This is a genomic window from Mycobacterium sp. ELW1, from assembly GCF_008329905.1.
Lineage (GTDB): Bacteria > Actinomycetota > Actinomycetes > Mycobacteriales > Mycobacteriaceae > Mycobacterium.
Window position 1 is genome coordinate 5,671,454 of the sequence record NZ_CP032155.1, and the last position, 14,546, is coordinate 5,685,999.

The following is a 14,546-nucleotide window of genomic DNA, read 5'->3' on the forward strand; positions in this document are numbered from 1 at the left end:
AGTGACCAAGACCAGCTTTTTCGTCACCGACGGCAGCCGTTATCTACCAACATCTTTGGCCAGAGGCCCGTGGGGTCCGTCACTGAGTGGCAACTACGTCGGTGGGCTGCTGGCACGAGCGGTCGAGCGCCAAGCCGCCGACGGCGACCTACGCCCTGCCCGGCTGACCGTCGACCTGTTGCGGCCAGTGGCTCTGCAACCCCTCGAGGTTCGATCCTCAGTCATCCGGGAAGGCCGCCGACTTCGGGTCGTCGACGCGGTCATGACCCAGAATGAGGTCGTGGTGGCACGAGCCAGCGCATTGTTCCTGCGGCCCAGCGAATACGCCGTTCACGAAGTGTGGTCGACTCCCATCGCCATGCCCGCGATACCGGCGGAGCCCGCTGTGCTCGACGACGGCGTGCCGATGCTGCTCCATTCCTACGGTCGGGATCCGGTCGCCGGTAGTCCCGGCGTCGGCGTCACCGAATGGCGCCACGACGGGCAGAAGTTCGCGTGGTTGCGGGAGACCAAGCTGCTCGTCGACGACGAACCGCTCTCGCCGTTCACCCGTGTGGTGATGGCCGCCGACGTTACCAGTTCATTAACTCATTGGGGCACAGATGGATTGCATTTCATCAACGTCGACTACACAGTGACGTTGAGCCGCTTACCCGAGGGCGAATACATCGGGTTGGCGGCGATGACGCACTACGGCCACGGCGGGATCGCAACTGGCGTGGCGACGCTGTTCGACGAACGAGGACCCATCGGCAGCGGGATGGCAGTGGCGTTGGCGAATCCCGGCTTCACCCCGCCACCCTCGATGGTGTCGACCTGAGGCAGGTCCGCGGCCCGACACCACCTAGGTGATGGCGCCGTCGAGCTTCAGCTCGATCAGCTGGTGATCCTCCATGCCCAGCTCCCGCAACACCTCGTCGGTATGTTCGGCGAACATCGGCGCTCGCGTCAGATGGGCGGGCGCCTCATCGAATTTCACCGGGTTGGCCACCAGTCGTTGTTGGTTGCCCTGCGCATCACGGACGTCAGCGATCCGCCCGTTGGCGATCAACGCCTCGTCGTTGGCGGCCTCCCAGGCATCCTGCACCGGAGCCCATTGTCCACGAAGCACGTTCAGCAGGGTCGTGCACTGGTCGTACGTCCGCGATCCGATCGCTTCGGCGAGCAGAGCGGTGGCTTCGTCGGCGTGGGCAGCCAGCGACTCCAGGGTGGCGAACCGCTCGTCGTCAGCAGACTCGACAAGTCCGAGGAGCCGGCACAACGGGCCCCAGTAGCGGGTGGGTTGCAACATCGACAACTGGATGAAGCGGCCATCGGAACATCGGTAGGCACCCGTGAGCGGGTTGCCCGGCGCATTCGTGCGGTGATCGATCTTGGGAAGCGGGCAGCCGTACAGCATGGCCAGGTTGATGCTGGACTGATTGGCCCAAGCCCCAACTGCCAGCAAGGAGACGTCGATGACCGACGTTTGTCCGGTCGCCGATCTGCCATACAGGGCCGCGGCTACCGCGCCTGCAATCGTGATGCCACCAATGTTGTCGCCGAAAGCTCCCGCGGGCATCCCCGTCGGCACGTCAGAGCACGTCGGGGTGACACCGTCAGCGCTTCCCGCACGAGCCCAGAACGCCGTGGCATCGTGCGCACCCGACTCCCGGTCGGGCCCCTCGCTACCGAATCCGCTGCCCGCAACGTAGACGATCGACGGGTTGATGCGCCGTATCGTGTCCAGGTCGATGCGCAGTTTGGCCCGGGCCTGCGGCAACAGGTTCGTCAGGAAGACGTCGCTGCGCTTGACGAGTTCCTCGAACGCCGGCCGGGACTGGTCCAGCGCCAACGACAGACCCACGCTGCGCTTGCCCCGATTGGGCGCTTCGACCATGGGCGAGAACGAACTTCCCGGCGCCGTCGTGGTGCGCCCGGACACGGTGACGAGGCCTCGCTGCGCGTCGCCTGTCACCGGATTCTCGATCTTGATGACGTCGGCGCCCCAGTCGGCCAGCACCGCGCCCGCAGACGGCACGAAGGTGAAATGCGCGACCTCGAGGACGCGAACACCGGTCATCGGCTTCTGCATCTAAACCCACATCCGTCCCGGCTCCCGGGCTCCTGCCGTCACACAGAAGCACTCATCATGCCCGGTACCCGCTACATAGCTTACTAGGTAAGCGTTGTGATACAAGTCCTCATGCCTAAGGTCTCGGCGAGTCCGCCGCCTGCCGCACACAGGCGCCGGCGTCGACGCTCCCCACTGTCACAAAGATGAACACTTATGTCAGAAGAATAGCGCAGCTGGACCGGCGTGGGAACGCCCTCGTGCCAATTCTTCGACAAATGCCTGAGCAGAGAGCCGAACGCCATGCGCATCGATATGACACTGATGCCAGAAGTGCTGCTCCGGCAGGCGCCCGGACATCAAGCGTTGCGAATTGCGGCGACAAGCTGCGCGGGTGCATCCAGCATGACGAAGGCTGAGCAGTCCGGGATTTCGATCAGCGTGGCGATTGGAAACGCGTCACGCAGGCGTTCGGCGTGCGCGAGTGGAAACAACGTGTCGGCAGTGCCCCACGCCAGGGTGACGGGCTTGTCGAATGCTTCGATCGCCGGTGCGGCGCGCAAGGTCAGCGCGGGGTCCAGAGACGCCGTCACCGTGACCGCATCGCGACGGGATGCCGAACTGGTGGCGAAGGCCCCGAAGACCTCGCGCGCGCGGCGCTGCGGCGGCGGCGTGCGGCAGACCGCTTTCAAGAAGAACGCCCGCCCCGGCCCGGTGGCCAGCAGCCGGATGACAGCGCCGCCCAGGGTCGAATTGAATCGGCACAGCTTCACGATCTGCGCGAACGAACCGGGCGGAAAATGTTCGTAGCTATCGCAATTGGTGAGCACGAGCCGCCCGATACGAGACTTGTCGAGTGTCGCGTCGCCCAGGGCCGCCAGTAGAAGTCCACCGCCTGTGTCATTCGCGACGACGGTGACGTCGGTCAGATCGAGAGCTTCGATGAAGTGCACAATGCGCTTGGCGGCGGCCCCGGCGCCGATGTCAGCACCGTCCGTCGAGGTGCTGTGCGCACCCAGCGGCCATGTCGGGGCGATGGAACGAAAGCCGTCGCCGAGCTCGGCGACGACGTCGTTCCAGATGGCACCGGCGACATAGACACCGTGCACGAAAAGGATCGTCGGTCCGGCACCGGTGTCTGTGTATGCGATGTCCAGCCCATCGACGCGGACAGTGGTGGTCGTCATGTGATCAGAGGCCCAGGTCCCTGCCGATGATGTCTTTCATGATTTCGGTGGTGCCGCCGAAGATGGTCATGATGCGGTTGTCCATGTAGTCACGGGCAACCCGATATTCGGTCATATAGCCGTAGCCGCCATGCAACTGGACGCAGCCGTCGATGACCTTCTTGGCTGTCTCGGTGCACCACCACTTGGCCTTGGACGCCTCGACCGCCGTGAGTTCGCCATCCACGACCGCCTGCAGACACCGATCGATGTACTGTTCGCCGATCTCGAGCTCGGTGTCCATCTCCGCGAGCAGGAACCGGTTGTGCTGGAAGCTGCCGATCGGCTGGCCAAAGGCCTTGCGGTCCTTGGCGTACTGCAATGTCTGCCGCCAGGTTTCGCGCGCCCCGGCGATAGCTGAGATCGCGATGGACAACCGCTCGGACGGCAGGTTGTGCATCAGATGGTAGAATCCGCGTCCTTCCTTGCCCAGCAGGTTGGCTGACGGCACCCGCACGTTGTCGAAGTGAAGTTCGGCGGTGTCCTGGTAGTGCAGCCCCATCTTGTCGAGCTTGCGGCCACGGGTGAAACCCGTCATGCCATCCTCGACGACGAGGAGGGTAAATCCCTTGTGCCCGGCGTCGGGGTCGGTCCGGCACACGACGACCACGAGGTCGCAATTGATGCCCGAGGAGATGAATGTCTTGGCGCCGTTGACGATCCAGTCGTCGCCGTCGCGCACGGCGGAAGTGCGAATGCCCGCCAGATCGCTGCCCGCACCGGGTTCCGTCATCGCGACGGCCACGATCAGTTCACCGCTGGTGATACCAGGCAGCCAGCGCTTCTTCTGTTCGTCGTTGGCCAGTCCCGAGAAGTAGGGACCGACCACGTCGTTCTGCAAGCTCAAGGCCGGCGCTGGTCCGCCATAGCGGGCGATCTCCTCGTCGATCACCGCATTGAACCGGAAGTCGTCGACTCCCCCGCCGCCATACTCCTCGGGCATGTTGAACCCGATCAGGCCGTGCTTGCCCGCCGCGATCCACGCCGAGCGGTCCACCAGCCGATTGGCCTCCCACTGCTCGGCATTCGGCTCGAGTTCTTGGGCGATGAACTGGCGAACCGTCTCCCGGAACGCCCCGTGTTCGGCCTCCATGACCAATCGTTTCATCGTGTTGCTCACCCTCTCACCCGGGGCGCGACTCCGCGCCGACTCTGCTTGATGACCTCGAAGCTACCTGTGCCCCACGCCTTCTGAGGTCGAGATCCGGGATCGGCAGAATCACCGCACCCGAAGACTTGGACGGTAGCAACACCTTGGCGGTGCCGCGCGTCGTGGTCTCGTCGCGCTGACTGGTGGCCGACACGTCCAGCGATACCACGTCGTCGGCGGTGTCGCCCTTGGCGGTGACCGTTCCGGTGCACCGGTGCACGTCCCCGTGGTAATTGAATCCGCGCATCTGCAGATCAAGCTCGGCCAACCAGCCGTCGTCGCCGATCCAATCGGTGAGCAGGTGACTCACCCACGCCGCGCGCATCTGGCCGTAGTCGTATGGGGCGGGAATGCCGAGGGACTGTGCGCGGGCGGCATCCCAGTGCAACCGCTGAACGACGTCGGGCACCCCGTACTCGTCGGGCTGGTAGAAGGCGGGCATGCGCTTGCGCAACTGGTGGGCGAACTTCAACGGCCCGACCCCGTAACCACCCCAACCCCAGCCCATGTGCATCGAGATGATGTCGACAACTGTCAACGGGCCCTTGATGATTCCCGGGATCTGATCACCGACGGCCACGTCCTCCCACCACTGTGGTTCGGCTCCGCGCCGCTGCTCGGCCTCGTATTCCGCCTCGACCTGTTCGAACTCCTCGGGCGTCCAGTGTTTGCGCTCGATGTCCTTGAGCTTGCCCGATTGCTTGGACCCCTGTCGCTCGGCGTTGATGTAGGACTCGTCCCGGGTGGCAATCGGGTTGCCATCGAGATCGACATAGAGATAGCGGAAGGTCTCCTTGACGGAACGGCCGCCGGAGAACTCGCTCTCCTTGACCACCACGTCCAGGGTGTAGTTCTCGGCGAGTACCGGCCGTCCCGCATAAATTGGGCGGTACCACGTCCACTTCACGCCCGAGTAGTACTTGCCGGTGCCCCGAAAGAGGCCACGAAACAGCTTCTTTCGCTCCGGGTCGGTGAACTTCGGAGTTTGATCCAAGCCGGTGGTGATCGGGAAGGTGGGCGGGGCGATCTGTCCGTGCCACCGGGTCCCCGGCCCATACTCCGGATCGTAGAACAGGGGGTTGTCGTCACCGCATCCGAATGCGAAGTGGGTGATGGCATCAGCCGAGGGCGATTTGTTCCACGCTTCGTCCCGCTGGAAAACAGGAATGCCGATCTGCGCCTTGGCGCGTTCGATGTCCTCGTCGGTGATCCGGCCTTCTTCGGCCGCGACGTCGGCACTGGATTTCTCCGTGGTGGTCACTGTCCCTCCTAGAACTTCAGCATGGCGCCGGCGTCGACCTTGAACTGAAGGCCGGTCACGTAACGGGATTCATCGGAAGCCAGGAAGCAGACGGCATTCGAGATGTCGGAGGTTTCGACATACGGCGTGGGCATTGCCTGCATCGCCGGGAAGGCCAGTACCGCGTCATCTCGAGTCGGGGACTCCAGGTCCGGCCGGAACTGCCGGTACATCGGCGCGCTGTTGAGCATGTCGGTATTGACATTGGTGGGGTGAACGACATTGGCGCGGATGGACTGTGGCGCCAGTTGGCCCGCGAGCTGAAGGGTGTAGGAATCGACTAGCTGCTTTGCGTAGCTGTAGCCGGCCCCGCCGGGGCCCTGCGGTCCGGCCGCACCGGGTGGCATCTTCGACGCGATGAGGCCTGCGATTGATCCGGTGGTGATGATCGAAGCCCCCGCCTTCAGGTAGGGCAAGGCGGCGTGCACGGTGTTGACGACTCCGATGAAGTCGACGTCGAAGGCATCGGCGAATGCCTGGACCGGGAGGTCCGCGCCGAGCGGGCAGATGCCCGCGTTGGCGACGACCACGTCGAGCCTGCCGAATTCAGCCACCGCGTTGGCGAGTTCGCGCGCAATCGCGGCCCGGTCTCGAACGTCGACCTCGGCGGTGTAGGCCTTCCGCCCGGTCTTCTCCACCTCGAGCCCGGCCTCCTCGAGATCGCGCGACGTGGCAAGCGGGTACTCGTTGGTCTCTATGTCGTGGCAGATGTCGAACAGGATGACGTCGGCACCCTCCTCGGCCAATTTGACCGCGTGGCTGCGGCCTTGGCCGCGAGCGCCACCGGTGACCAGAACCACTTTGTCCTGTACTCGTCCCATTTTCAACGTGCCTTCCGAATCGGTGGACGCTTCTCGCCCAAGGCCATGGGAGCCTCGCCGGTAACGACGACATCAGCGTCGTCATCAGTGGAGACCCCGAGTTCGACCAGCATCGCGAGCAGCCGACGACGGTCAACTTTGAGCGCCGCACCTCGTGGTAGTTCGTCGACGACGAAAACCCGGGCCGGCACCTCGTACGGGGTGAGGGTGGCTCGGCAGTGATCACGTAGCTGCTCACCATCGGCCGTGGCTCCGGGCCGCAATTCGACTGCTGCAACCGGGATCTGGCCCAGCCGCCGATCAGGTACCGGCGCCACGGCGGCATCGGCTACCGAGGAATGCGACCGTAGTGCGCGAACGACGGTCTCCGGCGCTACCTTGAACCCACCACGCACGATCACATCGTCGGCGCGGCCGTCGATGTAGAGGAAGCCGTCGGCGTCCAGATGCCCGAGATCGCTGGTGGTGATCCACCCTCCACCGGCGCGCGCCTGCGGGGCGGCGACTTGCAGGCGGCCCGGTGCATTCACGCCGAGCACTTCCCCGTCGTCGTCGACGATCTGGAGCCGGACCCCGGGGAACGGGCGTCCGACACTGCCCCGCTTGTCCGGCCACTGCTTGTGGAAGTCTTTGACTGTCCATCCCGCCACCGCACCGGAAAACTCGGTCGCACCGTAGACGACCAGTATCGGGATTCCGTAACGCTCGTAGAACTCATCCACAAGGTCGGGGTCTACCGCGCTGGTGCCGGCGTTGATGGCGCGAATGCTCGCCAGATCCTCCCGCGGGATGTCGGAGTCGAGCACCGAACGCATCGCCGCGGGCGGCAGGCCCGCGACCGCGGGCCGATGTTCCTTGACCACGGCATGCCAGCCGGCCACCGTGAATCGATCGAGCATCGCAATCGGGCGAGCGGCGACCAGCGACTGCAGCAACGACCACAGGCCGCCGATGTGCACGATGGGCAGCGTGACCAATCCGACGGTACCGGTGAGCGGTGGTTTGGTTGCGTGCTGCGACCGATCGTTGTGTTGGAGTGCCGACGCCAGGGAGGCCTCCAACTGCGCAGTGGTCAAGGGGATGCGCTTGGGCGCTCCGGTGGTACCTGAGGTCAGCATCTCGATGGCGACGATGGGATCGCCTTTCGCTACAACATGATTGGCGCCTGAGGCCCGCAGAGCGAGATCGTCGTCGAGGCTCCAGCCGGTGGCCCCGAGTTCGGCGACGGCAGCCGTGAAGGGCGCTTCGGACCACAGCGCGGAGGGCGCGAGGACGTAGGAGACACCGGACGCGGCGAGATCTGCGCTCAGCCTGCCGGGCGGCTGAAGCGGGCTGACGGTCACCAACGTGCGGCGGCCGCGCAGGATCGCGATCAACGCCGCGACGCAGGGCATTCGGTTGGACAACACGACCGCAACGCGACCGCCGGCCCCGCAACCTGCGGCAGTGAGTTCCCGGTCGATCTGCTCGGTGAGTGCCCGGACGGCTCCCCATGACGTCCAGTACCCGTCGCACTGCAGCATCCGGTCGTCGTCGTCGGCATTCCACAGTCGGCCCAGCGCCTCTTGGATGCTCGTCATCGTCACTTCCGACTCGGATTCGCCCGGCATACCACCGTTCCCAAGAACGTAGCCCACATGGTTTACTAGGTCAACTTTGTGAAGGGGCTTCGTATGGACTTCGGTTTGACCGACGAACAGGACCAACTCGCCTCGGCCGAGCGCGCGTGGCTGACCCGGCACGATCCCCTTGTGCGCGTGCGGGCGGCCCTGGATTCGGCCGCAGTGACGATCGATCCCGCTGCGGTGGACCATGCGGCGGCATCTGGGCTGTTGGCGCTGCTGACGCCCGAAATAGGGGGAACCCACGTCGATCTCGCCGTCGTCGCCGAAGAACACGGATACGCCGCGAGCTCGCTGCCCATAGCCGACCTCGCAGTTGCCGTGTGGCTGCTGATGAGTAACGGGATGCTCCGGGCGGAGGCCGCCGCGGCGGGCGAGATCCTCGTCGGTGTCACGCCCGGTCCCACCCTGACGGCCGATGGCAACGAGCTTCGGTTGACGGGCACCAGCAAGCCGGTTCCGATGGCGCGGGATATGGACGCGGTCGCGGTGGCCGGCCGATTCGGCGAACGGGAATACCTGGCCCTCCTGACCGCGGCGAGCCAATCCCCCATGACCACACTGGATTTGACTCGGTCCTGGGGTCGCGTGGTATTCGACGCGTCTGTCGACGGATGGACCGAATTGCCGCCGGGCACGCTGGCCTTCGTGCGAGACGCGCTCGCCGTGCATCGCGCGTTCGACGCGCTGGGTGCCGCGGCGCGCCTGCTCGACATGACCGTGTCGTATGCGGGCCAGCGTGAGCAATTCGGCACGACCATCGGTTCGTTCCAGGCGGTCAAACATCACTGTGCCGATATGGCCGTCGCGGTCGAAGCCAGCCGAGCCACGCTGTGGGCCGCAGCCCTGGCACTGGACACGGCCTCCGGCGCCGCACGGTCCCGCGCGGCGTCCGCCGCAGCCGCGTACGCGAAGTCGGCCGCCGCCAAGGTGGCGGGCACGGCGCTGCAGGTCCACGGGGGTATCGGGTTCACATGGGAGCACGACCTTCACCTTTTCCTGCGCCGCATCAAGGTCGACGAGGCCTTCGACGGCAGCGTCGCCGAACACCGCGCGGCGCTCGTCATCGCTTGAGCCTCCACATCGTCTGCTCTTCGCGCAAGCGTTCATCGCCGCTCACGAGGCAGAGCCAATCCACGTTCGGCGATCAGATTGCGCATGATCTCCGAACTGCCGCCGGCGATCGTGTAGGCGCGGGCGTAGAGGAACTCGTCCTGCCAACTGCCGCCGGCGAGCGCGTCGGGGTCATCTTCGACCAGAATGCCTGCCTCACCCCCGAGTTCGACAGCATAACTTGCCATTTCGAGGTTCAGTTCGCTGAACATCAGCTTGGCTATCGCGCCGTCATGCATGCGTTCGCCACCGCGCAGCCAACGCGTGACGTTGGCGTAGGTCAACGCGGAGAGCGCCTCCACCTCTGCGGTGAATTTGCCGATACGGTCACGCACCAGCGTGCTCTCGATTGCGGGCCGGCCGTCGATGACAAGTTGACGGGCCAGTTCGGTGAGCCCCTCGATTCCCATCTTCAGCTTGACCACCGCTGCGCCGACACCACTTCGCTCCTGCGCGAGCGTGACGTTGGCGATGGCCCAGCCCTGTCCGGGAGCACCGATCATCGCGTCGGCGGGGACCTCGACGGAGTCGAGGAACACCTCGTTGAAGTCCGAGGTACCCGTCAGTTCACGCAGCGGTCGCACCGTGATGCCCGGACTGGACATGTCGACGATGAACGTACTGATGCCCTTGTGCTTGGGTGCGTCGGCGTCAGTGCGGGCCAACAGGTATCCGTAGTCGGCCCAATGTCCGTCCGTGGTCCAGACTTTCTGCCCGTCGATGATGTAGCTGTCGCCAGTACGCACCGCACGGGTGCGCAGCGACGCCAGATCACTACCCGCGTTCGGCTCGCTGAACAGCTGGCACCACAATTGCCGGCCTGCCCGGATCTGTGGTAGGTGCCTGCGGCGCTGTTCGTCGGTGCCGTATTGGATCAGCGCGTGCGAGGCGAGCACGTTGCCGCTCTGCGCTCCCGGCGCTGAGGCGCGGGCAAGCTCCTCGCTCACCACGATGGCGTGCTCGGCGGACAGATCGTCGCGGCCCCCGAATTCGGCGGGCCAGTCCGCACCGAGGTAGCCGGCGGCGTAGAGCTTGGCCCGCCAGTCCTGAAGTGCGGTGAGCTCTTCTTCGTCCTCCGCGCTGCGCACGCCCGCCCGCGGAGGGATCTTCGGCGCATGCGCCGCGATGAACTCCCGCACCTCGGCGCGGAAGGCCTCCAGTTCGGGCCCCATGCCGTATTCCACGTGTCGTCCCTCTCTTCGATGTCCGAAACGTCAGCGGTCGCGCAACAGTTCGCCTGCGGCGCGCTCGCGCAGCGCATCGGCGCGGCCCACCAACACGGCGTTGGCCCGGGCGCGGCGCAACAACAGGTGAACCGGATGCTCCCAGGTGAAGCCGATGCCGCCGGCGTTGGCCGGGCGCGGCGCAACAACAGGTGAACCGGATGCTCCCAGGTGAAGCCGATGCCGCCGTGAATCTGCAGGGCACCCTCGGCGGCACCGACGGCCGCATCGAGCGCGGCCGCGGCAGCGAGTTCGACGAGGACGTCGGATCCCTCGGGTTCGATCTCGGCCGCGGCCAAAACCTGACTGCGGGCACCCTCCACCGCGACCAACATGTCCGCACACCGATGCGAGATGGCCTGGAAGCTCCCGATGGCCCTGCCGAATTGATGCCGTTCACCTGCCCAGCCGACGGCCATCGCGAGAGCCCTCGATGCCACTCCCACAGAGTCCGCCGCCACGGCAAGCAAGGCCTGGCGGCGTGCGGCGCGGAGCACCGAAGCCACCTCGGGCCCCTCGGCGAGTACGTCCGCTTCAACTCCCGAAAACATCACTGCGCCGACGGTGGCGGTCAGGTCGAGCGCCTGCTGAGCTACCACCGTCACGCCGTCGGCATGGGCATCGAGCGCTAACAGCACTTCACCATTGTCGTTGCGCGCCAATACGATCAGCACCTCTGCGACTGGGGCACCCGCGACCAGTGGTACTGCGCCGTTCACCGTGGCACCATTCCACTCTGGTAGCTCGGCGCCGCCGGCGACCCAGCCGGTGTCGTGCAGCGGCACGACGAACGCCGCCATGGCACCCGATGTGATGCGCGCGACCAAATCCCCGGCACGGCACTGCACTGCGATGTCGAGTGCGGTGACAGTCGGAACGAGAGGCGCCGGAGTCAGCGCCTTGGCGACCTCTTCGATGGCGGCATAGAGCAGCCTCGGCCGCGCGTCACCGCCGCCGAGCGACTCGGCGACGGCCAAGCCTGGTAGGCCGAACTCCACGAGCGCCGACCACGCGGCGGGTTCGGCAGCGTCGATCGGCCGCGTCCGGTCGAGCAGCGTCGCGACGTCCACGGTGGCCTCGAGCGTCTTCGAAAGTCCCTGGCGCAGCATGCGTTCGTCTTCGTCTGGCACTGCCAGTGGCGCTCCTGGGCTGGCGGCCGCGACCCTGGTGCCTTCACCGCGGTGCGACGGCAGTCCCAGCACGCTCTCGGCGATGGTGTTGCGCTGAATCTCGGCCGTGCCCGCGCCGATCGTGGTCGCGCGGCTCATCAGGTAACCGAACGTCCACCGCCCGCCGTCGACCGCACCGGGCGCCCGGCTGCCCAGCGCGGCAGACGGTCCGACCGCTCGTAGCGCCAACGCGTGCAGGTGTTGCTCGAACTCGGATTTCACCAGCCGGTTGACCGACGCCACTCCACCGGGATCCTCCCCCCGCAGCACAGCGGCCAACGCCCGCGCGCTGTTCGCCGCGATGGTCTGCACACCGGACTCGAGGCGGGCCACGTCCTGGCGCACGTGGGGATCACCCGCCAACCCCTGCGACAGCACCAACTCGACCACCCGGTCGGCCGTCTTCCGGTACTTGAATTCGTCCGCCAGAAAGGCGGTCGCCCGTTCGTGACCTAATGAGGTCCGCATGATCGACCAGCCCGCGCCTTCGTCGCCGACCACGTTCTCGACCGGAACCTCGACGTCGTCGAGAAAGACCTCCGCGAAGTGCGCCGCGCCGCTGATGTCGCGTAGCGGCCGCACCGTGATGCCTGGGCTGTTCATCGGAATCAGCAGATACGTGATGCCGTCGCTTGGCTTTCCGCCAGAGCCGGTGCGCACCAGGGCGAACATCCAGTCCGCCCGATCGGCCATCGTGGTCCAGACCTTTTGACCCGTAACCCGATACACGTCACCGTGGCGAACCGCTCGGGTGGACAACGATGACAGATCACTGCCCGCGCCCGGCTCGGAGAATCCTTGGCACCAGAACTCGTCGGCGCGCAACAGCGGCGTGAGAAAGCGGTCCTTCTGCTCTTGAGTCCCGTGCGCGATCAGGGTGGGAGCCAGGATGAACGACAGCGGGCAGGGGTGCGGAGGCGCGCCGGCCTCGGTGGTCATCCGGTAGTAGTCCAGTTGATCCTCGAGCGACAGGTCGAGGCCGCCGACGACGCGGGGCCAGCCGGGAGCCGCCAGCTGGTGGTCGACGAGTTCGGCATGCCATGCCCGCGCGGCCTCGATGCGGTCGGGTTTGGCGCCGGATGCGGCGGCTTCGCCCTCACGCCGGCGGAAATCGCCGAGCAGCGACTCAAGCCGTGAACGCCAGTCCTGGGTCTCCATCACGCCCTCACACAGTGAACTTGGTTAACTATGTTCAGAGTGTGCCGGTTGCGACGGCCGATTGGCAAGGGCGGTCAACCGTCCTCGAGGATCAGGGCAAGCTCGGGACACGCGGCAACTCCGTCACGGGTGGCCTGTTCATCCTCGGGGCGCACGTCGTGCGCCTCGAGGATCGAGTAGCCCGAGTCATCGATGGGAAACAGCTCCGGATCAACGGCGTAGCACTGCGCATGGCCAACGCATTTCGACTGTTCGAGACGAATCTTCACTGGACCTCCTCTGCGTGGCCGCGGGGGCGCGGCGGGATTCACCGAGCAGTATAGGGCTAAATGATTAACTGTTTCCAAGGATCGGGCCGCGCCGGGAAAGCCCCGAGCAAGCAAGAAGGACACCCCGAGGGGTGCCCTTCTTGCCATTGCCTCGAAAGCCGCCGCGCTTTCGCTAGACCGACGCCAGCACCGGATTGTCGGCGGACACCCGCGGGAAGTTGAGCATCCGGCGGGCGTTCTCCTCGACGATCAGCTTGCACTCTTCGTCGGGTATGTCGGCGAGTACCTCGGCGGCCCGCTTGCGCGAGTTGGGCCAATTCGAATCGCTGTGCGGGAAGTCGATCTCGAGCATGATCCGGTCGATCCCGATCGCGTGGCGATTCGTCAGACCGTGCTCGTCGTCGATGAAGCACCCCAGAAATGCTTCTTGAACAAGTCCGACGGCCGGGTGTCGAAGTCGATCTTCTGGTAGTAGCGATGCCGCTCCCACACGTAGTCGGTGCGTTCCAGGATGTACGGCACCCAGCCGATGCCGCCCTCGGCAAGTGAGATCTGGAGATCCGGGAACTGCTGCAACTTGCCGGAGAACAGCAGGTCAACCGTGGACCACATCAGGTTCGTGGAGAACAGCGCGGTCGCGACCGCGAACGGTGCGTCCATCACGGCCATCTGACCGGGGACCGGCTTGATCGTGGAGAACGAGAAGCCCGGCACGAACGATCCGGACCCGAAGTGTAGGGACACCGGCATTTTGGCGTCCGAACAGACCTGCCAGAGGCGGTCCCAGTGATCGGAGTGAAACGACGGCAGGCCCAGCGGCACCGGACTGTCCGGGAAGGAGATCGTGCGTGCACCCTTTGCGGCGACGCGCTCTGCCTCGGCCACACATGCGTCGATATCCCAGGTCGGCAGGATCGCGAGCGGAATGTAACGCTCAGGCGCGACCGCACACCACTCGTCGATGTAGAAGTCGTTCCACGCCTTGGTGCACAGCAGCGCGAGGTCCTTGTCCTGGGCCCGCTGAAACGTGCCGCCACCGAACCCGGGGAAGGAGGGGAAGCACAACGCCGACTGCACACCATCGAGGTCCATGTCGGCGACCCGGGCGACCGGGTCGTAGCAACCGGGAATCATGTCCTCGTAGCGGACGGGGTCCATGCCCCATTCCTCCGGCGGCTTGCCGGCTACCGCGTTCAGGCCGATGGTCGGGAAGACCTGCCCGTCGTAGTGCCACAGGTGCATACCGTTTTCTTCGACGATCCGGGGACCCTGCTCGAGATACTTCTGGGGCAGCCGGTCTTGCCACACCCGGGGGTGTTCGACCAGGTGGTCGTCGACGGAGACGATTTGGTGGTCATCCTGAAGCGGCATCACGCGCTCCTATTCTTCCAGCGATTGGGCGATTTTTCTGACGAGTCGTCTTGTTTTCTGACGTTTCGTCT

Annotated in this window: 10 protein-coding genes and 2 pseudogenes; 2 read left to right on the forward strand and 10 right to left on the reverse strand. The window is 65.5% G+C overall.

Going from position 1 to position 14,546, the window contains the following annotated elements; all coding sequences use genetic code 11:
* The first annotated feature begins 1 nt into the window (after position 1).
* Entirely contained in the window at positions 2-820 is an 819-nt protein-coding gene (locus tag D3H54_RS27235; RefSeq protein ID WP_149382817.1) for a thioesterase family protein, read from the forward strand.
* Between the two features lie 24 nt (positions 821-844).
* Here D3H54_RS27235 and D3H54_RS27240 read toward each other — a convergent pair whose 3' ends face one another.
* From D3H54_RS27240 to D3H54_RS27265, 6 genes are all read right to left on the reverse strand, one after another.
* Positions 845-2,074 carry a CaiB/BaiF CoA transferase family protein gene (locus D3H54_RS27240; protein ID WP_149382819.1) on the reverse strand — a complete coding sequence of 410 codons (1,230 nt, stop codon included), beginning with the start codon at positions 2,072-2,074 and terminating at the stop codon, positions 845-847.
* Between the two features lie 338 nt (positions 2,075-2,412).
* Positions 2,413-3,210, reverse strand: coding sequence for an alpha/beta fold hydrolase (locus D3H54_RS27245; protein WP_149383777.1), 798 nt, complete (start codon positions 3,208-3,210; stop codon positions 2,413-2,415).
* Between the two features lie 34 nt (positions 3,211-3,244).
* Entirely contained in the window at positions 3,245-4,387 is a 1,143-nt protein-coding gene (locus tag D3H54_RS27250; RefSeq protein WP_149382821.1) for an acyl-CoA dehydrogenase family protein, read from the reverse strand.
* Between the two features lie 16 nt (positions 4,388-4,403).
* Positions 4,404-5,690: an FAS1-like dehydratase domain-containing protein gene (locus D3H54_RS27255; RefSeq protein ID WP_149382823.1), complete on the reverse strand. Its 1,287-nt coding sequence runs from the start codon at positions 5,688-5,690 to the stop codon at positions 4,404-4,406.
* Between the two features lie 8 nt (positions 5,691-5,698).
* Positions 5,699-6,550, reverse strand: coding sequence for a mycofactocin-coupled SDR family oxidoreductase (locus tag D3H54_RS27260; RefSeq protein WP_149382825.1), 852 nt, complete (start codon positions 6,548-6,550; stop codon positions 5,699-5,701).
* Between the two features lie 2 nt (positions 6,551-6,552).
* Positions 6,553-8,130, reverse strand: a complete 1,578-nt coding sequence (locus D3H54_RS27265) for a class I adenylate-forming enzyme family protein (RefSeq protein WP_149382827.1) — start codon at positions 8,128-8,130, stop codon at positions 6,553-6,555.
* Positions 8,131-8,223: 93 nt separating this feature from the next.
* Between D3H54_RS27265 and D3H54_RS27270 the strand changes: the two genes are divergently transcribed.
* Positions 8,224-9,246, forward strand: coding sequence for an acyl-CoA dehydrogenase family protein (locus D3H54_RS27270; RefSeq protein ID WP_149382829.1), 1,023 nt, complete (start codon positions 8,224-8,226; stop codon positions 9,244-9,246).
* 32 nt (positions 9,247-9,278) lie between these two features.
* Here the strand turns inward: D3H54_RS27270 and D3H54_RS27275 are convergent, their stop codons facing one another.
* The 4 genes and pseudogenes from D3H54_RS27275 to D3H54_RS27290 all read right to left on the reverse strand — a co-directional run bounded on the left by D3H54_RS27275 (position 9,279) and on the right by D3H54_RS27290 (position 14,475).
* Positions 9,279-10,469: an acyl-CoA dehydrogenase family protein gene (locus D3H54_RS27275; protein WP_149382831.1), complete on the reverse strand. Its 1,191-nt coding sequence runs from the start codon at positions 10,467-10,469 to the stop codon at positions 9,279-9,281.
* Positions 10,470-10,499: 30 nt separating this feature from the next.
* Positions 10,500-12,835, reverse strand: a pseudogene (locus tag D3H54_RS27280) (acyl-CoA dehydrogenase family protein).
* A gap of 74 nt (positions 12,836-12,909) precedes the next feature.
* Positions 12,910-13,104, reverse strand: coding sequence for a ferredoxin FdxE (gene fdxE, locus D3H54_RS27285; RefSeq protein WP_149382833.1), 195 nt, complete (start codon positions 13,102-13,104; stop codon positions 12,910-12,912).
* Between the two features lie 172 nt (positions 13,105-13,276).
* A pseudogene (locus D3H54_RS27290) lies at positions 13,277-14,475 on the reverse strand (amidohydrolase family protein).
* Positions 14,476-14,546: the final 71 nt, after the last annotated feature.